The sequence below is a fragment of the Halopelagius inordinatus genome, assembly GCF_900113245.1.
GTDB lineage: Archaea > Halobacteriota > Halobacteria > Halobacteriales > Haloferacaceae > Halopelagius > Halopelagius inordinatus.
Map to the genome: position 1 here is coordinate 42,508 of NZ_FOOQ01000002.1, position 23,242 is coordinate 65,749.

At 66.0% G+C, this 23,242-nt stretch carries 27 protein-coding genes; 13 read left to right on the top strand and 14 right to left on the bottom strand.

The window, feature by feature from the left end:
• Positions 1-6 precede the first annotated feature (6 nt).
• The 3 genes from BM167_RS18420 (at position 7) to BM167_RS07845 (ending at position 1,915) form a co-directional block, all read left to right on the top strand.
• The gene (locus tag BM167_RS18420; RefSeq protein WP_177213316.1) at positions 7-156 is read left to right on the top strand and encodes a hypothetical protein; all 150 of its coding nucleotides are present in this window, start codon (positions 7-9) and stop codon (positions 154-156) included.
• A 94-nt stretch (positions 157-250) separates the two neighbouring features.
• Positions 251-1,318: an mRNA surveillance protein pelota gene (locus BM167_RS07840; RefSeq protein WP_092891253.1), complete on the top strand. Its 1,068-nt coding sequence runs from the start codon at positions 251-253 to the stop codon at positions 1,316-1,318.
• Positions 1,319-1,399: 81 nt separating this feature from the next.
• Positions 1,400-1,915, top strand: a complete 516-nt coding sequence (locus BM167_RS07845; protein ID WP_143095483.1) for a DUF8162 family protein — start codon at positions 1,400-1,402, stop codon at positions 1,913-1,915.
• Between the two features lie 116 nt (positions 1,916-2,031).
• On the opposite strand, the gene BM167_RS07850 is transcribed toward BM167_RS07845, so the two are convergent.
• Positions 2,032-3,030, bottom strand: a complete 999-nt coding sequence (locus BM167_RS07850; protein ID WP_092891257.1) for an ornithine cyclodeaminase family protein — start codon at positions 3,028-3,030, stop codon at positions 2,032-2,034.
• 130 nt (positions 3,031-3,160) lie between these two features.
• The gene (locus BM167_RS07855) at positions 3,161-3,415 is read right to left on the bottom strand and encodes a DUF8015 family protein (protein ID WP_092891259.1); all 255 of its coding nucleotides are present in this window, start codon (positions 3,413-3,415) and stop codon (positions 3,161-3,163) included.
• Positions 3,416-3,715: 300 nt separating this feature from the next.
• Here BM167_RS07855 and BM167_RS07860 point away from each other — a divergent pair, with 300 nt between their 5' ends.
• On the top strand, positions 3,716-5,056 hold the full coding sequence (locus tag BM167_RS07860; RefSeq protein ID WP_092891261.1) for an MFS transporter: 1,341 nt from the start codon (positions 3,716-3,718) through the stop codon (positions 5,054-5,056).
• Between the two features lie 54 nt (positions 5,057-5,110).
• Here the strand turns inward: BM167_RS07860 and BM167_RS07865 are convergent, their stop codons facing one another.
• Both BM167_RS07865 and BM167_RS07870 read right to left on the bottom strand, forming a co-directional pair.
• On the bottom strand, positions 5,111-5,533 hold the full coding sequence (locus BM167_RS07865) for a DUF3054 domain-containing protein (RefSeq protein WP_092891263.1): 423 nt from the start codon (positions 5,531-5,533) through the stop codon (positions 5,111-5,113).
• Between the two features lie 22 nt (positions 5,534-5,555).
• Entirely contained in the window at positions 5,556-6,179 is a 624-nt protein-coding gene (locus BM167_RS07870; protein ID WP_177213356.1) for a class I SAM-dependent methyltransferase, read from the bottom strand.
• Between the two features lie 76 nt (positions 6,180-6,255).
• Here BM167_RS07870 and BM167_RS07875 point away from each other — a divergent pair, with 76 nt between their 5' ends.
• Positions 6,256-6,870 (top strand): GNAT family N-acetyltransferase, encoded by a 615-nt coding sequence (locus BM167_RS07875; protein ID WP_092891267.1) that lies wholly within the window; start codon positions 6,256-6,258, stop codon positions 6,868-6,870.
• A gap of 26 nt (positions 6,871-6,896) precedes the next feature.
• Positions 6,897-7,877, top strand: a complete 981-nt coding sequence (gene fen / locus BM167_RS07880) for a flap endonuclease-1 (RefSeq protein WP_092891269.1) — start codon at positions 6,897-6,899, stop codon at positions 7,875-7,877.
• 24 nt (positions 7,878-7,901) lie between these two features.
• Here fen and BM167_RS18100 read toward each other — a convergent pair whose 3' ends face one another.
• From BM167_RS18100 to BM167_RS07895, 3 genes are all read right to left on the bottom strand, one after another.
• Positions 7,902-8,264, bottom strand: a complete 363-nt coding sequence (locus BM167_RS18100; protein WP_143095484.1) for a DUF7344 domain-containing protein — start codon at positions 8,262-8,264, stop codon at positions 7,902-7,904.
• Between the two features lie 117 nt (positions 8,265-8,381).
• Complete coding sequence (locus tag BM167_RS07890) at positions 8,382-9,734, bottom strand: class-III pyridoxal-phosphate-dependent aminotransferase (protein WP_092891273.1); 1,353 nt, start codon at positions 9,732-9,734, stop codon at positions 8,382-8,384.
• Between the two features lie 59 nt (positions 9,735-9,793).
• Positions 9,794-11,113, bottom strand: coding sequence for an MgtC/SapB family protein (locus BM167_RS07895; RefSeq protein WP_092891275.1), 1,320 nt, complete (start codon positions 11,111-11,113; stop codon positions 9,794-9,796).
• A gap of 101 nt (positions 11,114-11,214) precedes the next feature.
• On the opposite strand from BM167_RS07895, the gene BM167_RS07900 reads away from it, so the two are divergent.
• On the top strand, positions 11,215-12,495 hold the full coding sequence (locus tag BM167_RS07900) for an AI-2E family transporter (RefSeq protein ID WP_092891277.1): 1,281 nt from the start codon (positions 11,215-11,217) through the stop codon (positions 12,493-12,495).
• A gap of 93 nt (positions 12,496-12,588) precedes the next feature.
• On the opposite strand, the gene BM167_RS07905 is transcribed toward BM167_RS07900, so the two are convergent.
• Positions 12,589-12,885: a PadR family transcriptional regulator gene (locus BM167_RS07905; RefSeq protein WP_092891279.1), complete on the bottom strand. Its 297-nt coding sequence runs from the start codon at positions 12,883-12,885 to the stop codon at positions 12,589-12,591.
• A gap of 240 nt (positions 12,886-13,125) precedes the next feature.
• Between BM167_RS07905 and BM167_RS07910 the strand changes: the two genes are divergently transcribed.
• A complete protein-coding gene (locus tag BM167_RS07910; protein ID WP_092891281.1) occupies positions 13,126-13,416 on the top strand; it encodes an amphi-Trp domain-containing protein in 291 nt (96 codons plus the stop codon).
• A 298-nt stretch (positions 13,417-13,714) separates the two neighbouring features.
• Here BM167_RS07910 and BM167_RS18425 read toward each other — a convergent pair whose 3' ends face one another.
• Positions 13,715-13,861, bottom strand: a complete 147-nt coding sequence (locus tag BM167_RS18425; protein WP_177213317.1) for a hypothetical protein — start codon at positions 13,859-13,861, stop codon at positions 13,715-13,717.
• Positions 13,862-13,955: 94 nt separating this feature from the next.
• Here BM167_RS18425 and BM167_RS07915 point away from each other — a divergent pair, with 94 nt between their 5' ends.
• Together BM167_RS07915 and BM167_RS07920 are read left to right on the top strand one after the other, a co-directional pair.
• Positions 13,956-14,696 carry a DUF7117 family protein gene (locus tag BM167_RS07915; protein ID WP_092891283.1) on the top strand — a complete coding sequence of 247 codons (741 nt, stop codon included), beginning with the start codon at positions 13,956-13,958 and terminating at the stop codon, positions 14,694-14,696.
• Positions 14,697-14,728: 32 nt separating this feature from the next.
• On the top strand, positions 14,729-14,959 hold the full coding sequence (locus BM167_RS07920; RefSeq protein ID WP_092891285.1) for a DUF7385 family protein: 231 nt from the start codon (positions 14,729-14,731) through the stop codon (positions 14,957-14,959).
• A 35-nt stretch (positions 14,960-14,994) separates the two neighbouring features.
• Here BM167_RS07920 and folD read toward each other — a convergent pair whose 3' ends face one another.
• From folD to glyA, 3 genes are all read right to left on the bottom strand, one after another.
• Entirely contained in the window at positions 14,995-15,888 is an 894-nt protein-coding gene (gene folD, locus BM167_RS07925) for a bifunctional methylenetetrahydrofolate dehydrogenase/methenyltetrahydrofolate cyclohydrolase FolD (protein WP_092893011.1), read from the bottom strand.
• A 98-nt stretch (positions 15,889-15,986) separates the two neighbouring features.
• Positions 15,987-16,634: a hypothetical protein gene (locus tag BM167_RS07930; RefSeq protein WP_092891287.1), complete on the bottom strand. Its 648-nt coding sequence runs from the start codon at positions 16,632-16,634 to the stop codon at positions 15,987-15,989.
• An 87-nt stretch (positions 16,635-16,721) separates the two neighbouring features.
• Positions 16,722-17,972, bottom strand: a complete 1,251-nt coding sequence (glyA, locus tag BM167_RS07935; protein ID WP_092891289.1) for a serine hydroxymethyltransferase — start codon at positions 17,970-17,972, stop codon at positions 16,722-16,724.
• A gap of 339 nt (positions 17,973-18,311) precedes the next feature.
• Between glyA and tbsP the strand changes: the two genes are divergently transcribed.
• Positions 18,312-19,136, top strand: a complete 825-nt coding sequence (tbsP, locus tag BM167_RS07940; protein ID WP_092891291.1) for a transcriptional regulator TbsP — start codon at positions 18,312-18,314, stop codon at positions 19,134-19,136.
• Between the two features lie 102 nt (positions 19,137-19,238).
• Positions 19,239-20,951 (top strand): YcaO-like family protein, encoded by a 1,713-nt coding sequence (locus BM167_RS07945; protein ID WP_092891293.1) that lies wholly within the window; start codon positions 19,239-19,241, stop codon positions 20,949-20,951.
• A gap of 123 nt (positions 20,952-21,074) precedes the next feature.
• On the opposite strand, the gene BM167_RS07950 is transcribed toward BM167_RS07945, so the two are convergent.
• Together BM167_RS07950 and BM167_RS07955 are read right to left on the bottom strand one after the other, a co-directional pair.
• Entirely contained in the window at positions 21,075-22,214 is a 1,140-nt protein-coding gene (locus BM167_RS07950; protein ID WP_092891295.1) for a DUF63 family protein, read from the bottom strand.
• A gap of 90 nt (positions 22,215-22,304) precedes the next feature.
• Positions 22,305-22,754, bottom strand: coding sequence for an Lrp/AsnC family transcriptional regulator (locus BM167_RS07955; RefSeq protein WP_092891297.1), 450 nt, complete (start codon positions 22,752-22,754; stop codon positions 22,305-22,307).
• 100 nt (positions 22,755-22,854) lie between these two features.
• Here BM167_RS07955 and BM167_RS07960 point away from each other — a divergent pair, with 100 nt between their 5' ends.
• On the top strand, positions 22,855-23,202 hold the full coding sequence (locus tag BM167_RS07960) for a DUF8101 family protein (RefSeq protein ID WP_092891299.1): 348 nt from the start codon (positions 22,855-22,857) through the stop codon (positions 23,200-23,202).
• Positions 23,203-23,242: the final 40 nt, after the last annotated feature.

Sequence of the window (23,242 nt, forward strand, 5' to 3'; positions counted from 1 at the left end):
AACTGCGTGTCCTATCGAACGACTATCGGTTGGTCCCTCATCACGTCGGGTATCGTCACGCTCCTCTTAGCGTACCTCCCGTACCCCTCCCTCTACTGGGGCATCGGGTTGCTCGTGGTCGGCATCCTCGTGTTCTTCACCCGACGGATAATCTAACCGTCAAGCGTCCGTCTCGCTCGAATCGGGACGGAGCACGACCCCCCTCTCGCGGATAGCAGGACACTTACCCGCGGGCGTCGGACGCCACAGTATGCGAATTTCGAGTCGCGGACGCGGCGAGGAGGGCCGCGAACGCATCACGCTCGTCCCCGAGAACGTGGACGACCTCTGGCATCTCTCGCACGTCCTCGAATCGGGCGATTCGGTCTCCGGCGACACCACCCGACGAATCCAACGGAACGAGGAGAACCTCCGCGACACGGGCGGAGAGCGCGAACACCTCTTTCTCACCATCGAAGTCGACGACGTGGAGTTCGCGCGGTTCGCGAACCGCCTGCGCGTCGGCGGCGAGATAGTCTCCTGTTCCCGCGAGGACCAACTCGGCCACCACCACACGCTGAACGTGGAGGAACACGACGAGATAACCGTCGAGAAACACTTCAAGCCGGATCAACTCGACCGCATCGAGGAGGCCAAAGAGGCGGCCGAGAACCCGGACGTTGCCATCGCGACGGTCGAAGAGGGCGAGGCGCACATCCACACCGTCGCGCAGTACGGCACCGAGGAGCGCTTCTCCTACACCGCGCCGACGGGGAAAGGCGAGTACGCTCGCCCCCGGTCGGAACTGTTCGCCGAACTCGGGCAGGCCCTCGGCCGGATGGACGTAGACGCCGTCATCCTCGCTGGACCCGGGTTCACGAAACAGGACGCCCGCGACTACATAAAGGAGAACCACGCCGACGTGGCCGAGAAGATGACCGTCGTGGACACCGCCGGCGTCGGGGACAGGGGCGTTCACGAGGTGCTGAAACGCGGCGCGGTGGACGAGGTGCAGACGCAGACGCGCATCTCTCGGGAGGCCGACCTCATAGACGACCTGACCGAGGGCATCTCGACGGGAGAGAAGGTGGCCTACGGTATCGACCAAGTCACGGAGGCCGCCGAGTTCGGGGCCGTCGAGACGCTTTTGGTCGTGGACGAACGCCTCCGCGAGGAACGACAGGGCGAGGGCGACTGGGACGTGGACGTAAACGAGGTCATCCAGAACGTCGAACGACAGGGCGGCGAGGTCACCGTCTTCTCCGGTGAGTTCGACCCCGGACGCCAACTCAGCAATCTCGGCGGTATCGCGGCGTTACTTCGGTACCGACTCCAGTAATCGTCTCGGGGTCGCCGCCTCGCGTCTCTCGGTCTGCGGGCGGCACCGCTCGGAACACAAAGCCCATACCGACGGTCGGGCGTGAGTACGACGATGGCCGTCGAACCGCTCTCGATACTCCACACGGGCGTCTTTCTCGCCGTCGTTTACGGACTGTACGGCTGGCTCGTCGCCGTCCCGTGGGCGCCGTTTCTCCTCGCCGGGCGCGTGCGACGGCTGTTCGACTCGATTCCGCCCTCCGAGTGGCGCGTCAACTACGCCCTCTGGCTGCCGGTGCCGGGAGCGGTGTGGGGGTTTCTCTGCGGCTGCGTCGTCTCTCTGAGTCTCGACGTCCGACCGACGGGGAAGGCGTCGCCGCTCTACGTCTCGGGCGTGGACGGCATCGCCGCCGCGACGGCGGTTTCGCTGCTCTTGTGGCCGACGCTGCTTCTGTACGTCCTGCCGAACAGGGGGTTCGACTGGTACGCCGAGGACCGCGTCCCGACGACGGTTCTGCTCGTCGTCGCGGCCGCCGTCTGGTACCTCCTGTGGCTGGTCGTTCCGACGTACGTTCTCGCCGTCTTCGCCGGATTCGGTGACAGTTTCAGCGCGACGTAGTCGGTGCGTCCGCGGACGCATCGATAGAGAACGGACCCTACGACTCTTCCCGAGAGTCCGCGCGGGGGTGGTTCGTTCAGGCGATAATCCGAGCGTACTGCCAGCGTCCGCCTCGGCTACTCTCCGGTGAGCGATTCGCTCGCGGGCGAGAAGTCGATGGTCGTGCCGAGACCCTCCTCTCGGGCTTTCTCGTAGAGCAGGTGCGCCGCGGCGACGGTTTCGATTCCGGTCCCGCCGCTGTCGAAGACGGTTATCTCGTCGTCGTCGGTCCGGCCCGGTTCGGTGCCCGCGACGACGTCGCCCAGTTCCGCGTGGACGTGGTCTTCGTCGACGACGCCCTCCGCTACGGCGTGGATGAACGACCCCGCGTCCCGCATGACTCGGTCTCTCAGGTCCGGCACGTATTTGGACTTCTGGATGGTCGTCGCGTCCAGTTCGCGCTTTTTCGCGTTGTACTGGCCCATCGCCGTGACGTGCGCGCCGGGTTCGAGGTGGTCGCCGTCGAACACCGGTTCGGAGGCGTTCGTCGCGGTGATGACGACGTCCGCTCCCTCGACTGCCGCCGCGGAGGAGGCGACGGCGGCCACGCTAGCGTCGAGCGTTCGGTCCATCTCGCCCGCGAACTTCTCTCTGTGTTCTTTCGTCGGCGAGTAGACCCAGACCGTGTCCACGTCTCTGACCGCGGCGGCGGCGCGGAGTTGCCCGCGGGCCTGCGACCCGCTTCCGACGAGGGCAATCGAGGAGGCGTCCTCGCGGGCGAGTGCGTCCACGCCGACTGCGCCCGCCGCGCCGGTTTTAAACGGGTTCATGCTTGCCCCGTCGAGGAGCGCGAGCGGTTCGCCCGACTCGGCGTCGAAAAGCGGCGTCATGAACCACGCATCTCTCGCGCCGAACCCCGCAGAGTAGGTGTATCCGCCCATCGCACCCGTCTCGGGGAGGACGGCGGCGTACGTCGTCAGAAAGCCCGGCGGGTCGGCGTTCGTCAGTTTCGTGCGCGGTTCCGCGTCCGCACCCTCGCCTCGCTGGCGGTACGCGTCGCGGACGGCGTCGACGAACTCGGCCGGCGTCGCCAAGCCGGACACCTCGTCGCTCGTCAGAAACAGCGTTTCCGTCATGTGCGGGCAATCGTCGCCCAGCGTGAAAACCGTGCGGGAGAACGTCCGCGAGAACGAGAGCGGTAGTTAGGCGGCGGTTCGAGTCGGAGACGAAAAGACGCGCAGTGCGCGTCGGACAGGGTTCGGGTGTTCAGTCGGCGTCGACGGGAGCGCTCGGGTTCCGGTTCGAGCGCGGGTCGGCGGCGGCCGCTGATTCGACGGTCCGCGCGGCGACTTCGGAGACGGGGCCGTTGACGAACAGCGCGTGGCCCACGATACCGGCGGCGACGCCTGCAGCGATGGGAACGGCCTGCGTCACGCCGAGTCCGGCGACGTGAAGCGTTCCGGTGAGTCCGAAGAGTGCGAGCGGGATGAGTCCAAGTACGTAGTCGTAATACCCTGTCATAAGACATTATGATATACGGACACACGTCATATAATTCTTTCCCATGAGACACAGATATCTCCTCAGTTGGTACTGAGTTGGATACCCATAACTTATGAGTTGGCGATGGGTCGGTAACCGGTCTCTTCTGCTCGAAAACGCGATACCATCGAATTCGAAGAACGTTTACGCCGTCCGATAGCTGGCGTCGCTTGACCCCCGGCTTCGTCCGGCCGAGTTCCGCGCGCTGAGGCCGCGCGTTCACCCTCGCCGACTGCCCACACCGGTGGGTTGAATTGGACGCTCGTGCGTACAACGCACGTGAACCGGAACGACCGCGCCATCGTGGCTCTCGTGATGCTCGCACACGGGATGGTGCACACGTACGAACTGTCTATCCCCATCTTCGTCTCCATCTGGCTCGTGGAGTACGACGTGGTGAATCTCGGCTTGACGCAGTTCGAGGTGACCGCCGCGACGCTCGGTCTGGTCGTGACCGCGGGGTACGGTCTGTTCGGCGTCGGCGCGCTTCCCGGTGGCGTCCTCGTAGACAGAATCGGCTCGCGGCGACTCATCGGCATCTGCCTCTTCGGCATGTCGGCGTCGTTCCTGCTTCTCGGACTCGCTCCCGGCGTCGTCGTCATCACGCTCGCGTTGCTCCTCTGGGGGGCCGCAGCGAGCGTCTACCACCCGGCCGGGCTCGCTCTCATCTCGAAGGGCGTCGAAGAGCGCGGGACGGGCTTTGCCTACCACGGTATCGCGGGCAACGTCGGCATCGGGCTCGGACCGCTCTTGACCGCCATCTTGCTTCTGTTCTTCGAGTGGCAACTCGTCGCGGGTCTGCTCGCGATTCCGGCTCTCGTCGCCGGGGCGTACGCCACCCGCGCGCAGTTCGACGAGACGGCCGCAGTCGCCGCCGACGGCGGTGACGGAGGCGACTCGAAAGCCGGAAGCGGCGTCGATTCTCTGGCGGAGTTCCTCGGCGAGTCAAAGCGCATGTTCGTCGGCGGGTTCGCCGTCGTCTTTCTCGTCGTGATGTGTTCGGGGCTGTACTACCGCGGCATCCTCACGTTCCTGCCGAACCTCCTCGAAGGCATCCCGACGTTCCGGCCGATTCCGCTCTCGACGTTCCTCCCCGTGGGCGTCGCGGAGGCTCTCGGCGTCGAATCCGGCTCCGGCCGGACGCTCAACCCCGAGCGGTACTTCTACTCGGGCCTTCTCATGGTCGGCGTCGTCGGCCAGTACGTCGGCGGCAAACTCACCGACCGAATCCCCGTCGAGTGGGGTATCGTCGGCTCGTTCGGCGTCCTCGCCGCGTTGGCCGTCGTCTTTCTGCCCGTCGCGAACGCCGGTCTGATTCCGCTGTTGGCTCTGGGTGCGGTGTTGGGCTGTTTCCTCTTCGTCATCCAGCCGTTCTACCAAGCCACCGTCGCGGAGTACACGCCCGCCGGGACGCGCGGCCTCTCGTACGGCTTCACGTATCTCGGCGTCTTCGGCGTCGGCGCTCTCGGTGGTGCCGTCGCGGGGACGATTTTGACGTACAGCACGCCTCAAGTGCTGTTTCTCACGCTCGCGGGGTTCGCCGCTACCGGGGCCGGATTGGGTCTCTATCTCGTCCGACAGCGCGGAGCGAACGAAGACGCGGGCGCGACCGCCGATTGAGCGCAGCGTCGAGAACGTATCGCGTCGAGAAAGCGAGGAAGAGTCGGGTCGGGGTCAGCCGACGATTTTGAAGTACAGCCACCGCCAGACGCCGAGTGCGAGGGCCCCGGTGACGAGGGTGATTGCCGCGAAGACGAGGGCGACGCCGCCCTCGAAAAGCGGCGTCCACCGGAGTCCGAGGCCGATTATCGCGGCGGGAATCCACCCGCGGACCGCGAGCGGAATCGCGGCTTTCGCCGACTCTGCGGCCCCCGCGGAGTACGCGCCGATGAGCGGTCCGGCGATGGCCCACCCGATGAGGAACGGAACGAGCGTCAAGAGCCACGCCACGGTGAACGTGGCGAGGTAGTCCACCCCGTTGTGCATGACGACGCCGACGGTGAGAATCGCCGACAGAGCCACCAGGTCCCCCACCGCGAGCGGGAGCGCCCCGGAGTCGATACGGCGGTCGATGAACGACGCGACCGAAGTTGCCATATCCGAAGCATTCACCCGGTCCCTAATGTCTCTCTCGTTTTCGCTCGTCCGAAGCGACGGGAACGTCCTCCGGGCGCCGCCCGGCGACCACGTACTCGAACCCGTCGCGGACGATGCGGGTTCGTAATCCCGCTTGCCCGAACATCTCGCACAACTCGGCCGGCGTCCAGAACGTGGAATCGAACCCGACAGCGCTCTCTGCGAGGACGAGCCCCCGGCCCAACGTCGTCGTGGGGTGGAACTCTTGGACGACGAGGACGCCGCCGGGCGCGAGAACGCGGGCCGCCTCGGCGATTGCGCGCTTCGGGTCGGGAAGGTGGTGCAGAGCGTCCACCACGACGACGGCGTCGACGGCACCGTCGCGCACCGGGAGCGTTCCGGCGTCGGCTCTCACCCCCTCTCGCCCGTCGGCGCGCGCCCGAGCGAGCATCCCCGCCGAGAAGTCCACGACGACCGGTTCCGGACCCTCCCGCGAGAGCGCGCGAGTCGCTCGGCCCGTTCCGCCGGCCACGTCGAGGACGCGTTCGACCGGTCGCCGGGCGTACTCCAGTCCGGACAGAAGCGGACCGACGCGCGCGGACGGCATCGCCACGTCGTACAGGCGGGCGATTCGGTCGAAAAAGCGCACGTCTCCGGACCCGTACAGAGAGGACATACGCTCCGGTACGGTCTCGGGTGGCAAGAACCAACGGTCTCTTTCCGCGCGCCGACGTGTAGCCGGTATGGAGTTCGTCCTCCTCGGGTGGCCCGCAGACGGGCCGACGCTCCGCCTCGACTACCGGCGGTTCGCCTACGCCGGGAAGTTCGTGATGTCGAACACCGGGAAGGCCGTCGCCTCCGACCGCACCGCCGACGCGTCCGTCCCGAGCGAGGAGTACGAGTCGGACGTTCTCGCCGCCGTCGCGTTCAACGAGGACCGAACCGACGAGGGAACGCTTTGGCTTCGGTACGTCACCGTCCGCGACGACCGGAAAGGAGAGAACCTCGGCCCGGAACTCTGCGCGTTCGTCGTCGCCCGCGCGGCCGAACGCGGTTACGACCGCCTCCGCATCGCGGTGAACAACCCCTTCGCGTACGAGGCGTTGTACGAGGCGGGCTTCGCGTGGACCGGAGCGACGACGGGCATCGCGGAACTCGTCCTCGAACGACCCGCCGACGCCCCCGCAGACAGAGAGACGGACCGCTATCAGCGCGGACTCGACGAGTTCCGCGAACGCGACCTGAGCGCCGCGGAGTCGTCGTTTCTCGACGACCGACGTGGCTCTGCGCCCCCCGCCCCCGTCGAACGCGCGGCGTTCGGAGACGGCCGCGACGGCGACGCGAACGCGGGATATTAAAGCGAATCGGGGCCCAACGGGGGGCAATGGGAAACGCAGACCTCCGGAGTCTGGCATCGCTCTCGGACGTGTCGTTCGACGACGTGTCGGGGAGCGTCGTCGCCGTCGACGCGCACAACTGGCTGTACCGCTATCTCACGACGACGGTGAAGTTCACCCGCGAGGAGGCGTACACGACCGAAGACGGCGTCGAAGTGGCGAACCTCATCGGCGTCGTGCAGGGTCTCCCGAAGTTTCTGGACCACGACATCGTCCCGGTGTTCGTCTTCGACGGCGGCGTCACGGAGTTGAAAGACGACGAGGTGGAGTCGCGCCGGGAAAAACGAAAGCAGGCTGAGGAGCTCCAAGCGGCGGCCAGAGAGCGCGGCGACTCCGTGGCCGCCGCGCGCCTCGAAGCGCGCACCCAGCGACTCACCTCGACGATTCACGAGACGACGCGCGGCCTCCTCGAACGCCTCGACGTACCGATGGTCGAAGCCCCCGCCGAGGGCGAAGCGCAGGCGTCGTACATGGCGAGGCGAGGCGACGCGGACTACGTCGGCAGCGAGGACTACGACACGTTGCTGTTCGGCGCGCCGTACACGCTCCGACAGATCACCTCGAAGGGCGACCCCGAACTGATGGACCTCGAAGCGACGCTCTCGAACCTCGACGTGACCCGAGAGCAGTTGATAGATATCGGGATGCTCTGCGGAACCGACTTCAACGAGGGCGTCGCGGGCGTCGGCCCGAAGACGGCGCTGAAGGAGGTCAAAGAGCACGGCGACCTGTGGGGCGTCCTCGAATCCCGCGACGTCTACATCGACAACGCAGACCGGGTCCGGGACCTGTTCGTCGACCCGCCGGTCACGGACGACTACGAGTTCGACACCGACATCGACCCCGACTTGGACGCCGCCCGCGCGTACGTCGTCGATGAGTGGGACGTCGCGGCCGACGAAGTCGAACGCGGCTTCGAGCGAATCGAGGAGGCGGCGGTCCAGACCGGTCTCGACCGCTGGACCTGACGACCGCTCACCGGTCGGGGCACTTTACTCCCCGTCGCCTTCCGACTCTATGAGGCCGAGCCACTCTTCTATCCCCTCGTCTCGGTGATATCGGAGCGTCTCCGCCGACTCGTCGTAGGTGACCAGTCCCGCGTGACTTAGCTTCGGCAGGTGGACGTGGTGGAGGGTGATTCTCAGGTGGTCGGGACCGGGTATCTGCCCCGTCCGCTCCCGTTCTCGTTCGACGAGGTGACTCACGCACCGTTCGAAATCGACCACCTTCGTCGATTCCTCCCGAAACAGACGAAACAGGTCGCGACGGTGGTGATGGCTTAATATCTCTAACACGGTATCGAGAGCCAACGGGGGTCCTTCGCTTTCGGGACTGTCACCGCCACATGTAGTCATAGGTACATTTGTCACACGTCTCTGTCATCCATAAGTGTGCGGGTGAGGTCGAAGAAAAGAACGTCAGACGAGCTCTGTGGCCGCCGTTCGAACCGGCCGGACGCGAGGCGGCGGACTTTACGAGCAGTCTTCGATAGCCTCCGCGAGGAGCGTCGCGCCGAGTTCTATCTCGCGTTCGGTCACGTCGAGAGGCGGGAGGACGCGGAGCACCTTGTACCCGCAGGCGAGGGTGAGAAGCCCCGACTGCAGACAGGCCTCTTGGACGGCGTTTCGGCGCTCTTTGGTGTCGAACTCGACGCCGAGCATGAGACCTTTCCCGCGCACGTCGACGACGGCGTCGAGAGCGGCGTCCGACAGCGTCTCCGTGAACTGGCGGCCCCGCGCGACGGCGTTGTCCATCAGGTCGTACTCGTGGATGGCGTCGAGGGTGAGCGCACCCTGAAGCGAGGCGATGATGTCGCCCGCGCCCCACGTAGAGGAGAGGCGGGACTTCCGTTCGGGGAACACGTCTGTTCGGGAGATGGTCGCGCCGACGCGGAGCGCTTTCGCGGAGGTGATGACGTCCGGTTCGATGGCGAAGTGGTCGGCCCCCCACATCTTGCCCGTCCGGCCGACGCCGGACTGAATCTCGTCTGCGACGAGCGTGATGTCGTGCTCGTCGACGAGGGCGGCGAGTTCGTCCATGAACGCGTCGGAGGGGATTCTGTAGCCGCCTTCGCCCTGAATCGGCTCTACGATGACGTACGCCACGTCCTCCGGGTCGACGTGGCCCCGGTCGGGGTCAAGTTTCCGCCGGAGGCGGGAGGCGGCCGACTCGTCGTCGGGGAAGAAGCCGCACGAACAGGAGTCGGCCGAACACGTCCGGTCGTCGCAGAACGGCAGGTCGACGATACCCGACACCTCGGGGAACTTCCGTCGGTACACCGACTTCGAGCGGTTCAAAGAGAGCGCGCCGAGCGTCCGGCCGTGGAACGCCCCCTCGAACGTGACGCCGTACTTCGCGCCGTCCGACTCGTCGTAGGCTATCTTGATGGCGTTCTCCACCGCCTCCGCGCCGGAGTTCGACAGGAAGACGGTGTCCATGTCGTAGTGGTCCGTGATGTCGACGAGTCGCTGCATCAGTCCCGCCGGGCCGGGGAGTTCCTCCTCTCCGGGGTCGTCGCCGCCGGAGGCGTAGAAGTCCTGTCCGGCTATCTTCAGGGGGTCCACCAGGTCGAACTCTCGCATTCGGTCCATGATCTTCGGGTTGTTGTAGCCGAGGGGCGCGGCGGCGACGTGACTGGTGAAATCGAGGAGGACGTTGCCGTCGGCGTCGGTGCAGAACGGACCTTCGGCGTCTTCGGTGATATCCCAGACGAAGTCGTAGACGTAGGTGCTCGGAGCCGCGTTCTCGCGGTGGTACTCGACCCACTCGCGCGCGCGTTCACCGGGGAGAGAATCGACCTGCGGGACGGCCGTGTCTCGGTCCATGACCCGCGTACGAATACTTGCCGGTTAAATAGTTCGCTCTCCGGAGTGTCGCGTCCGACTCACAGGACGCCCGCCCACGCGACCAGTCCGGTGAGGAGTCCCGCCCCGACGAGGAGTCCGGCCGACCACCCGGTCACGCTACGGGCGAACGCTTTTGGTCCGGTCGCGGCGAGAATCACCTTCACGCCGACGCTCGCGGCCGTCGCCAACAGGATAGCGATGACCGCGGGCGCGGAGCCGATGGTCCCGCCCCGGTACAGAAGCACCGCCGTCGTCGTCGCGCCCGCAGAGGAGACGAATCCCGAGAGGAGGGCGCTGACGTACAGGCCGTACGTGCCGAACTCGCTCTGTGCGGCCGCGCCCACGACGAGGATGAACAGGAACATCGCGCCGAACGCCAGCGCGTTCTTGAGCGAGAAGGGGCTTTCGAGCGGGATATCGACGTGCGCCCGCCAGTCGGTGACGTACCACGCGGCGGCGACGCTCCCGACGACGAGTGCGCCGAGAGGAACGAAGACGCCGACGAGCGTCTGTCGCGGGAAGGTGAAGGCGAGTGCGATGCCGAGGTTCCGAAGCGCCATCGCCGCGTCGGCGAGGAGGACGGCGGCGACGCCGTACATCCGAGCGTCGGGTTGCTGTTTGACGTGGTCGAGCATCGTCCCGACGACGGCCGACGAGGAGGCCAGACCGCCGAAAAAGCCCGTGACCGCGACGCCGCGACCCCCGTACTGCTGGACGACGGCGTAGTTGACGATGCCGATTCCGGCGACGGTGACGACCATCAACCACGCGACGCGGGGTTCGAAATTCACGCCGAGAGCCGTCACCGACCCGGCGGGAAGCAACGGGTACGCGACGAACGCGAGGATGGCGAACTCCGCCGTCGAGCGGAGTTCCTGCCGGTCGAGTCGCCCCGCGAGACTGTGGAGTTCGCGCTTCAACACGAGCAACAGAGAGGAGACGACGGCGACGGTGACGCCCGCGAGAACGTCGCCCGCGGCGACGAGGACGCCGACGCCGTACGCCGCCATCAGAGAGACCGACGTCGTCAAAGAGAGCGCGTCTTGGCCCTCCTTTCGGAGTCCTTGGATAGCCAAGAGGATACCCTGCACGACGACGAGGACGCCGCCGACGCCGAGAAGCACCGCTCCGAACGTCTCTTCGACGGCGACGAGAGTGAAGACGGCGGCGACGAGACTCGTCAGAGAGAACGTCCGGATGCCCGCAGTCTTCTCGGACCACTCCCGTTCGAGTCCGAGAAACAGACCCAACAGGGCCGCGAGGACGAGTCGAACCACGGGGTTGGCCAGTAACGGCGCCGTGCCGAGCGCTCCCGTCTGGAGGACGTCGGCCGAGAGAACGGCGAGGGGCGGAGACATCGAGTCGATGTTGCACGAATCGTCACTTGAACCCGCTGGCTAGCTGCGTGACCAGTCAGTTCCTCGATAGACTTTTGCACCGACGGTACCCGTACACGAACATGAATCTACTGGACATGGAACGGTCACGACTGGTGTGGTGGTCTCTGGGGGGACTGCTCGCCGCCGCCATCCTCTATGTCCTCTACTCGTTCGTCGGCACCGTCGTGTTCGGACTCTTCATCTACTACGCCACGCGACCCATCTACCGGCGACTCAGGAGGCGCGTCCACCCGCCGAGTGTCGCCGCCGCCGTCGCCCTCTTCGCTCTCGCCTTACCCGCGCTCTCTTTGGTCGCCTACGCAGTCGCCGTCGCGGCGGGCGAGGCGCTGAAACTGACGGACAGCGGGGTGTTCGACCTCTCGAACTACCCCATCACCACAGACCAGTTCTACCTGCTCGCCGACCCGAACACCCTCTTTTCGCTCGACTTCGCCGCCCTCTCGCCGGAGCAACTCCGCTCGGTCTTCGACTCGCTGAACTCCGCGGCCGGTACCGCCGCGTTCCTCGGCGTCGGCGCGGTTCACCTGTTCGTGATGGTCGCGCTGGCGTTTTACCTCCTGCGCGACGACCACCGCCTCGCGAAGTGGACGCGAACCCGATTCGCCGACGATAGGGGCGTCTTCGAGGCGTACGCGAGGGCCGTCGACCGAGACTTCCACAACATCTTCTTCGGGAACATCCTCAACGCGGTGCTGACGGGGACAATCGGCGTCATCGCCTACACCGGCTTGAACATGGTCGCACCCGCGGGCGTCGCAATTCCTGCGGCCGCACTCGTCGGTCTGTTGGCGGGCGCGGCGAGTCTCGTCCCCGTCGTCGGCATGAAACTCGTCTACGTCCCCGTCGCGGCGTACGTCGCACTCACGGCGTACCTCTCTGACCCCGGGACGCTCTGGTTCGTCTTCGTCTTCGTCGCCGTCTCGTTCGTCGTCGTCGATACCATCCCCGACCTGGTTCTCAGACCGTACGTCTCGGGCCGGTCGCTCCACGTCGGTGCGGTGATGATAGCGTACACGCTCGGCCCCTTCATGTTCGGCTGGTACGGTATCTTCCTCATGCCGATTCTGCTCGTTCTCGCCGTGAACTTCGCGAAGTTCGTCCTCCCGGAACTCCTCGGCGGGACGCCCATCGAACCGTACGCCGTCGACCCGGCGGCGGAGGGACTGGTCGAACCGCTCTCGGGCGCGGACGCCGAACTCGTCGCAGACGCCGTCGGTGCCGACGACGCCGCGGGTGAAAGCCCTCACGCGGGAGTGGAAAAAGAGTCCCAGAGGGCCGCCGGAGACGACAGAGAGCGCTTGGACGCGCCGGGCGACGACGAGGGTCCGACGCCGTCGTGACCGACGCCACGGATTCCAGCGGTGCCGTTGCTCTCTGTTCGCTGTCGCTTCGGGGAACCACTCGGTCGAAGGCGGGCGTTCGTTCCGAACCGTTCAGACGCTGATTCCGTCGTACTGGATGTCGATGTAGTTCGATTCCCACTCCTTGCGGGCCTTTATCTCGCGGCGGCCGCGGCGAGTGAGGGTGTAGTAGTTCGTTCGACGGTCACGTTGGCCCTTGTCGACGAGTCCCTTCTCGACGAGAGTGTCGAGGTTGGGGTAGAGTCGGCCGTGGTGTATCTCCTTTTCGTAGTACTCTTCTAGCTCCTCTTTGATGGCCAGTCCGTGGGGTTCGTCGAGTCCCGCAATCACGTACAGCAAGTCACGCTGGAATCCTGTCAAGTCGTACATCGGTAAATTCAGTTAGTATGTTACTGTGTGGTTGAAATAAACATATCGGACTAGATGTTCGGCAACTGCGGGAAGCACCGCTGTCTCGGTCAGTATCGATGCCGTCACCGGTGTGACACCACGTACACCGCCGTTCGACGGACGGTCCGAGCCCCGGACCGAACTGTCTCCGAACTAACTAGACGCCTCGGACCGGCGGGCGGTGCATGACTTATACCCCCTCGGTGCGTCTTCGCGGGTATGCCCGAAGAAGTACTCTTCGAGACGGAGTCGAAGCACAGTCGCGACGAGATCGCCGCCTACCTCCGGTCCGTGGCCGACAGACTCGACGACGACGGGAACATCTCGCTTCGGTCCGGCAGCGAATCGCTCGATATGTCGGTTCCGGGCTCTCTCACGTTCGAGGTCAAAGCCGAACGCGAGACGTCGGGCGGGGCGTCGGCGGACGAACTCAGCATCGAGTTCGAACTGGAGTGGGACGAAGGCGCGGACGGCGACGGGTCCGGAAGCGGCGAACTGAGTATCGAGTGAACGCCGCGACGGCGGGGCGTCTGAATGTCTGAGACGGACGCGAGGCTCACCCGGTCGAATCGAGACGAAAAGAACGCATCGCTCGTCGGTGTCGTATCGTCGAAAGGAAGCAAGCCACGCGGAAAAACCGCGTGGTGCTTGCCGCCCTGAATTGGTCCCCGCTGACGCTTCGGCCCTCCAAAGCGAAGCGTCGATAACGACTACCGGCCGATTGGGCTTAAAGATACCGACCGGCGACATCGTTTGTCAGTTTATCCCAGCCTCGCGACTGTCGAACTGTCCGTTTGTCCGTCTCGGCTCACATGTGCTCTTCCTCCAAGACCCAGCCCAGAGCGCGTTTGTAGTGGGTGAAGAGCTCTCGAACGCCCTGGTGGCGCATCTCCTCGGATTCTAACTGCTCTGTCAGGAACTCGTACTGCTCGCGAACGTCCTCCTCGGAGCGCATGGTCGCCCGTAGGCGCGTTCGAGTCAAGAAGGTGGCGCGCGTCCGCCGCGGCGGGGGCGTCGGGCTTTTCACTCGGCGCGTCCCACCGATACGTATGCGCATCCGGGGCCGCAGACGATGCAAAGACTGTCACCGAGAGTGGGCGTACTACGACACGGGGAGCGTCACCTGTCCGGACTGCGGGAGTCTCCGGAGCGTCGGCATCGGCGACCGGAAGCGTCACACGGACGCCGCGGCGGAACTCGACCTCACGCCGCACCGAAACGCAATCGGCGGGTTCGACGAGGAGGCTTCGACCGGACGCCACGCGCTTCCGGCGGACGCGGCGGACGACCTGAAGTCCGACCTCCGCGCGTACGTTCGCGAACGGGGGTTCGTGCGCGGCGGCGAACTCCGCGACGTGGACGACACCTACCTCGCGGCGAACGAACTCCTCCACGCGGCCGACGCCTACGCCCGACTCCGGGACGTGAGCGAGGACGAACACCTGTACGTCATCTCGCTTCTGCGCGGCGCGGACCGAGGGGAGCGTCCCGACCCGGCGGAGGTGCCGCCCTCTCTGACCGCCGCGCGCGGGTTGGCCTACGCGGAGACGCTCTCTGCGTTCCGGCGCGACTGTTCGCTCTGGCTCGACGACAACCCCGACGCCGACGCGCGCCGGACGCTCGAAACGCTCGGCGACCACCTCACGCGGGTCGAAGCGCTCGAAGGCGACGTTCCGCTCCGAGAATCGGAGGCTCTCGTCCGCGCCGCGCGAGAACTCGCACGGTACGCTCGCGAGGGCGACGAGGCGGCGTTGGCCACCGCCCGCGACAGGCTCACCCGGCTTTCCTAACCTCTTTTGCCCGCCGGGACGCGTCTCGACCGATGGCCGACCGATTCGACCAACACGCGGTCCGTCACCGGATGAAACTGCTCCGAGACACCGGCGAGACGACGCTGTACGAGAACAGAGACGACGTCGCCTGCCCGGCCTGCGGCGACCCGTTCGACCGCGTTCTCCTCACGGAACGCGACGCGCACAGTTTCGACCTCGACGGCGGAACGCTCTGCGTGACGCGCGAGGAGGGTCGGTTGGTCGTGTCGATGCACCGGTAGTCCGCGGTTCGTCCGGTTTGCGAGTTCCGCCGCGGTCAGGGCAGGTCCACGTCCACGTCCGCGGCTTCTCCGGCGGATTTGACCGTGTTCCAGAGCAACATCGCGCGCGTCATCGGGCCGACGCCGCCGGGGACGGGCGTGATGGCGCTCGCTTTCTCTTCTGCGGAGTCGTACTCCACGTCGCCGACGAGTTCGTAGCCCTTCTCCGTGTCCGCGTCGACGCGGTTGATGCCCACGTCGACGACGACGACGCCCGCAGAGAGCATCTCGCCGGTGACGAGTTCGGGGACGCCGCAGGCGGCGATGACGATATCGGCCTGTTTGGTCTTCGCCGCCAAGTCCTCGGTTCGAGAGTGACAGACCGTCACGGTGGCGTTGCCGCCCTCGGCCTTCTGGACGAGGAGGTTCGCCATCGGTTTGCCCACGATGTTCGACCGGCCGACGACGACCACGTCTTTGCCCTCCGTGTCGACGTCCGCCGACTGGAGGAGCTTCTGGATACCGTGGGGCGTACACGGCTTGAACCGGGGGTTCCCGGCGACGAGGCGGCCGACGTTCTCGGGGTGAAAACCGTCGACGTCCTTCGCCGGGTCGATGCGCCGGAGCACTTCGCGTTCGTCGACGTGGTCCGGGAGGGGCATCTGGACGAGAACGCCGTGCACCGAGTCGTCCGCGTTCAGGTCGTCGACGAGTTCGTACAGTTCCTCGGCGGGCGCGTCGGGGTCGAGTTCGTAGTCGAGCGCCTCGATACCGACCTCCTCGCAGTCTCGCTGTTTCATCGAGACGTACGTCTGACTCGCGGGGTCGTCGCTCATCAGCACCGTCGCCAACCCGGGCGTCACGCCCGCCTCGGAGAGAGCGTCGATGGCATCTGTCAGACCCGCGCGCACGTCTTCGGCCACCGCGTTTCCGTCGATGATGTCGGTCATACCTACTTCGGCGTCCCCCGCACACTTCAAACTCGCGGATTCGTGCATACATGAGGGTCGAGAAATGGTTATATGAACACATACGTGTATACCGTGGCTCAACAGACGTCGTCGGCGATGTCGGAGTCCGCCTCCGAGCCCTGTCTGACAGGCGTCGTCTCCTCCGTCTCCAGATTCACGACCATCGCCTGCCCGCCGAACCCGTGCGTTTGGTCGTGTCCGCGGACGACGAGGCAGGTGACGCCGTCGGGCACTCGGACGTTCTCTGAGCGAGTGAACTCGCGCGTCCCGTGGGAGTGGAGCAAGTCGCGGCGGACGAGTACCGTCCCGTCCGTCGTCTCTATCTGCCACCAGTCCGCGTACCCCGCCTCGCCGTCGTCGTCGTGATAGAGCGTCACGTCGAACCGGTGGACGCCGTTCATGACTCGCCACTCGACGGCGACGACGTTCGCCTCCCGGAGGTCGAACTCGCGTTCGGGCGTCCCGGTTGCGGTGGCCGTTCCGTCGGTCACCGTTCCGTTGGTCGCCGTCTTGTTCGAGTGCGCCGAGTCGTTCGCCGTCCGTGTTCCCGTGACCGTCTCCGTCGGCGTCTCGGTGACGCTCACCGCGGTCACGGTGTCGTCTACGGGCGTTCCGAACCCGCCCGGATTATCCGTTCCGGGCGTTCGGCGCTCCCTGTCGGAACACCCGGCGAGTGGAACGCCCGCGGCACCGAGAAGGGCGAGGAGGCGTCTCCGAGTCACCATACGTCGTCATCGGGCGGGTGCCGCAAAAAGTAGACGCGGCGCGTCAGTCCGTGCGAACGAGAGATAGCGCGAAGCGCCGAACGGGGGTTACTCCTCGTACAGGGGGTGGTCGTCGCAGAGTTCCTGCACCCTGTCTGCCACCTCGGAGACGACGGCGTCGTCGTCGTAGTTGTCGATGACGCGGACGATGAGTTCGCCCACCTCGCGCGTCGCCTCCTCGTCGAACCCGCGAGTCGTCAGTGCGGGCGTGCCGGCGCGGATACCGCTGGGGTTGAACGCCGAACGCGTCTCGCCGGGGACGGTGTTGGCGTTGAGGACGATGCCGGCGTCCTCCAGTGCCGACTCTACGTCCTTGCCGGTGGTATCTGGGTTCGAGGGCCGCAGGTCCACGAGGACGAGGTGGTTGTCGGTGCCGCCGGAGACGACTTCCAGCCCCTCCGCCTCGAACGTCTCCGCGAGGGCCTTCGCGTTGGCGACGGTCCGTTCAGCGTACTCCTCGAACTCCGGTCGAAGCGCCTCGCGGAAGCCGACGGCCTTGCCCGCGATGTTGTGCATGAGGGGGCCGCCCTGCCCGCCGGGGAAGACGGCTTTGTCGAGGGCGTCCGCGTGTTCTTCCGAGGACATGATGATGCCGCCGCGACCCGCGCGGATGGTCTTGTGCGTCGAACCAGTGACGAAGTCGGCGACGCCGACGGGCGAGGGGTGGACGCCCGCGGCGACGAGTCCGGTGATGTGTGCGATGTCTGCGAGGTGGTAGGCGTCCGCGTCGTCGGCCACGTCTTGGATGCGTTCCCACTCCACCGCCCGCGGGTACGCGGAGTACCCCGAGACGATGATGTCCGGGTCGAACTCCTCGGCCTTCTGTTCGAGGCTCTCGTAGTCGATGTAGCCCGTTTCGGGGTCGACCTTGTACTGTTCGACGTCGTACAGTTGACCCGTGAAGTTCGCGGGGTGGCCGTGGCTGAGGTGGCCGCCGTGGCTCAGTTCCAACGAGAGAATCTTATCGCCCGGTTCCAACATCGCGAGGTAGACGCCCATGTTCGCCTGCGTCCCCGAGTGCGGTTGCACGTTGACGTACTCCGCGCCCCACAGTTCCTTCGCGCGGTCGATAGCGAGGTTCTCGACCTCGTCGGCGTACTCACAGCCAGCGTAGTACCGAGAGCCGGGATACCCCTCGGCGTACTTGTTGGTCAGGGTGCTCCCTTGGGCTTCGAGAACCGCGCGACTGACGTGGTTCTCGCTCGCTATCATCGCGAGCGTGTTCCGTTGTCGCTCGTCTTCGCCCGACAGCGCATCTGCGACGGCGGGGTCGACGTCGCGGACGTGACTGTAATCCATGTCAGAGAGGGGGGCCGTGTGACCAATAAGTGTGTCCACTTTGGCTACGACTGCCCCTTCTTCTGTGCACGTCGGTGCAACCTGGGCCCGGCGCGCTCGCCGCGCGGAGACGACGGAGAGTCCGTCTCTCCGCCCGCCAGACGCCAGATTCAAATTACGCCACGAGAAACAGCTGAATACGCGGCTACGTCGAGTTTATTAATTCGTCCTCGAACGGGTATTCTTACTCGGAATAAAAACAGAATTTCTACGCATTGAGCTTGTTACAAGGCGCTACGAAGGTGATTACGATACCGGTAGTGCGTTAATATTAAATAATCTCTCACTCATATTGTGGGTATGGCTATCCGTTCTAATATGCTCGCGGAGGGGGTCGAGGAGATTCTTCAGTCAGTTCTCTCGGCGGGCGGCGACGAGGTTCTCGTCGTCGACCCGACGGCGGACGTCGTCGAGACTCTCGTCGCCGTCGCGTCGGAACTCGGCGGAGAGACTCCGACGATCAGGATGGTTGCTGACGAACCGCTCTTGAAAGACGTGATGGACGACTTCATCGTCGCGAGCAACGCCGCCGACCTCGTAGACGCCGAGACGCTGTCGATGCGGACGGCGACCGAGGGGGCCGAAAACGCCCTTCTCGTGACCGGAGACTCCGTGGTCGCACTCGTCTCGGCGGGTGACCGCGTCGCCGGACTCGTCACCGAAGACGAGGCGTTCGTCGAACAGGCGCGCGACGCCTACCGAACCGAGTGGGAGGAGTCCCCGACGTTCAAACTCCGAACCCCGCCGATATCGAAGGTTCGCTCGACGCTCGAAGCGGACGTCGGACCGAAGGCGCGCGACGACTTCGACGCCGTCCTCTCGTCGCTTCAGACCGCCCGCGGCGACGGCGACGGACTGGACGAGGTGACCATCAGTCTCCTCGTCGCCGCGAAGAACGACGTGTTGCTCTACGACATCTCCAAGTGGGGCGAAGACGTCGGCATCGCGAGCAAAGCGACGTTCTCTCGGACGAAGACCAAACTCGAAGACTTGGGCCTCATCGACACCGAGAAGGTGCCGATCGACGTGGGCCGACCCCGCCTCCGCCTCAAACTCGGCGACGACAGACTGGTCAACGCCGACCCGACCCAACTCGCAGGCGTCGCTCAGACCCTCCTCGACTGACCCGTCGGATTCCCTGCTCGCGTTTCGGTCGCGGCCCCCTGCGTCCGTTCGCTCCGTCTCGGATCCCCTCGCTTTTTCCGCCACTCGCGTCTCTATCGGTCCGTGACATCGAACGACATCGCCCTCGTGGGGAGTGGACCGGCCGCCGAGGCGGTCCGCGCGGCGTTCGCGGACGTAGACGCCACCGTCTCCGACGCCTCGCCGGACGAGGCGGGAGACGCGCGTCTGAGCGTCGTCGTCGCGCCCGCCGGAACCGACGCGCCTCGCGCGGTGGACGAACGCGGCGGCGGACTCGTCGTCGTCGAACTGGGCGGCGTCGGCGGGCACCCCGTCGAGGAAGTAGACGCCGCAGTCTCCGTGTTCGGCACCGACGGCGCGCGGTTCTCGGACCTCTGCGGCCGCGTCGCCGCGACGACGGACGGCGACGGGTCGCCGTCGGGAGACAGAAGCGCCGTCCGATTTGCCGGGGCACTCGCCGGTCGGCGCGGGGTTGCGCTCCTCGCGAACGACGAGTCGGTGGTCGGTACCGTCGCGGAAGTCGCGGGCACGGGCGTCGTAGCGGAGAGACCGATTCTTCCGGTACCGGACCCGTCGACGCGCGATAGGAGGGTGCGGCGAGAGTACCGCGAGGCGAGCGTGGACGACTCGCTGACGCGGGCCGAACGCGCACTCGACGACCGAACCGGCCTCGTCGCACAGGTGGGCGAACGCGAGTCGTTCCCGGTTCCGTACTACCTCGCACAGACGACGGAAACCAGAGGGTTCAGCGACGTTCGCGCCGCCGAGTTCGCGGCGGGCGTCGACCCCGACTGGGACGCCGCCTTCATGAAGGCTCTCGGCGAGGGTCTCGAACGCTACTGCGCGGGCGTGTTCCGTTCGACCGAGTTCACCGTCGCGCCGGAACGAACGCGCGCGACCCCCGTCTCGCCGTCTCGGTTCGTTCGCCCCGAGTCGTACCGCCCGCCCGACCCCGAAGAGCCGATTCCGTGGGTCGACGGCGAGAACCTCGACACCGGCGACGCCGTCTCCCTTCCGGCGGAGTTCGTCCACTATCCTCCGCCGAGCGACCGACACAAACCATCCATCACGACCGGGTTGGGCCTCGGGAACTCGGGCGTGGAGGCGCTTCTCTCGGGTCTGTACGAAGTCGTCGAACGCGACGCGACGATGCTCTCGTGGTACTCGACGTTCGACCCCCTCGCTCTCGACGTCGAGGACGAGGCGTACGCCGAACTGGAGAAGCGAGCGCACGCGGAGAACCTGACTGCGACGCCGCTTTTGGTGACGCAGGACGTGGACGTTCCGGTCGTCGCCGCGGCGGTTCACCGCGACGGCGAGTGGCCGAACTTCGCCGTCGGGTCGGGGGCGTCGTTGGACCCGACGGACGCCGCGCGGTCCGCGCTGGCCGAAGCGCTCCAAAATTGGATGGAACTCAGAGCGCTGGGGCCCGACGAGGCGAACGCGGAGGGCGGCGCTATCGGCGCGTACGCGGAGTTTCCGGACGCGGCCCGGGAGTTCGTCGACGCCAGTCCGGCGGTTCCGGCGTCGAGCGTCGGCCCCGACGACGTTCCGACGGGCACCGAGGAACTCGCCGCCGTCGTCGAACGCGTCTCGGACGCCGAGTTAGACGCGTACGCCGCGCGGACGACGACCGAGGACGTGGAGCGACTCGGATTCGAGGCCGTCCGCGTGCTGCTTCCGGAGGCCCAACCCCTGTTTCAGGGAGACCCCTTCTTCGGCGACAGGGCCGAGTCGGTTCCGGCGGACCTAGGGTTCGACCCGCGACTCGACGGCCCGTACCATCCGTATCCGTAGGCGAACAGCCGACACGGTTGTCGCCCGCACGGCGGCGTGTCGGACACCCGCGTGTCGCCGTGCGGTGAGTTTGCGGCGGATGCGGCGACTGGCCGCCGCATCCGACAAAAAGTCTCGTCCGGTTCAGACGCCGAACGTCGCCCGGAGCATGTCGCGCGTTCCGGGGCCGAGTCCGACGGCGAGGACGGCCACGAGCAGTAGCATCGAGTACCGCGGACTCTCCTCGAAGATACCCTCCTCGAACACCCAGACGACGAACGTCGCCGCCACGAGTTTGATCACGAGGAACGGCCACGTGTCGCCCGTTACGGCGACGACACTCGCGGGGAGGACGCTGGCTGTGACGTCCACGACGAACTGGTTGACCGGGTGTTTCGGGACGAGGTTCCGCCCGGCGTTCAGGGCGGGCATCCAGTCGAGGCCGACGACGTTCGCGACGCCGTCGACGGCGTGTCCCCAGATGATGACGAAGCCGATGAGTCCCGTCCCGGCGTTTATCTCCGGCGCGAAGCGTTCGATGACCCACCACGTCGCGCCCGCCGCGAGCGTCGCGCCGACGAGAGTCACGAGAAGCACCTGCGGGTGGAACTCGACGCCCGGCGCGTCCGTGACGACGAGCGAGACGAGATAGCCCAACGAGAGCGCGAGAGCGCCGGTTCCGATGCCGAACAGCGGAACCTCGTAGCCGTCGATGGCCCCGGAGCGTTCGGCCGCGACGCTGACGACGACTGCCGCGAGCGTGATAGCGAAGACGGTGAAGTAGATTATCGGGCTGATGACGAGCGTGTTCCACGGGTAACTGACGAGTGCGTCCGTCGCGCTGGGGGTATCGTTCGCGTCCTCGACGACGCGCAACGCGCCGCCGAAGAGCATGAACGGGAACAGAGCGTAGAAGAAACGCCGGTCCGTGCCGATATCGAGTCGTCGCAGGAGGAAGACGAGACCCGAGAGAGCGACCAAGAGCGTGACCATGTACCCCACTTCGGAGACGAGCGTGTAGCCGGGGTACGCGACCGGTTCAGGGGCAGTAGCGCACGCTTGCGTGCTGCTCAGGTACTGGACGACGCCGTCGGCCCGCGTCGCACAGACGGCCGAGTTGGCGTCGGCCTGTACCGGTCCCCAGAAGTACTGCCAGATGAAGCGGTCGTAGACGAGTTCGGGAAAGACGACCCATCCGGCGACGAGAACCGCGATAACGGCCGCCACCGACCCACCCCACAGACGTTCGGGGTCGGCGCCGACCCGTTCTGCAACCGTTGCCATACCTCAATTCCTGGCGTCGGTAGTGTTGAGGATTCCGGTCTCTGACGCGCCGCGCCGTCGGACGAACGCTCCCGTTCCGGGGAGACGACCTCAGAGCGGGAGCGAACGGTCCTCGAAGTCGGTCCCGAGTATGACCATCGTCTGGGAGCGCGAGAAGCCGTCCATCTCGGCGATTTCGTCGAACATGAGTTCGCGCAGGGCGTCCGTGTCCTCCGCGAACACCCGGAGCATCACGTCCCACTCGCCGGTCGTGAGGTGGACCTCTTGGACGCCGTCTATCTCGCGCAGTCGTTCGAGCGCGTTCTCCTCGCGGCCCTGTTGGACGCGGAGACCGACGAGCGCCGAGGTTCCGAGTCCGACCTCTTTCGTGTTTACTTTCGCGTGGTAGCCCTCTATGACGCCCGCCTCCTCCATCCGACCGACTCTGTCGTGGACTGTCGCGCTGGACATGTCGATTTGGCGCGCAATCTCGCTGAACGGGGTTCGCGCGTCCGCTTGGAGGATACGGAGAATCGCCCGGTCCGTCTCGTCGAGTTCCATAATGATACGTAGGTGAGCCGTGACTTTTGGGTTGCGAATCCCACACTCGACGCGGTACGAACCCGGCAGGTTTTACTCTCGCACCCCGTCTCCCTCGGACGTGTCCGACGAGTTGCCGCCAGACGTGCGCGCGACCCTCACGCAGCTACTCGAATCGGCGGCGGAGGACGCGCGCACCCGCGACGCCGATTCGGTTCGCGACCGCCTCCGGAGAGTCGAAACGGTCACCGACGAAGAGGTACCCGGCGGTTCCGGGAAAGAACGGCTTCGACACGGGGTTCGACAGGTTCGAAGGACCGTCGAGACCGAACCGCTCGTCGCGGCCGAATATCTGGCGTCGATGCGACGACTCGTCGAAGACGAGGGCGGTGCAGGAGAGCCAACGGACGACGGAGACGAGAACGGAGACGCGGACTCCGACGAGAGCAGAGACGCGGACTCCACCTGAGTCGCGGCCGCCACCGCCCGGCGCGTCCGCTCCCCAAACC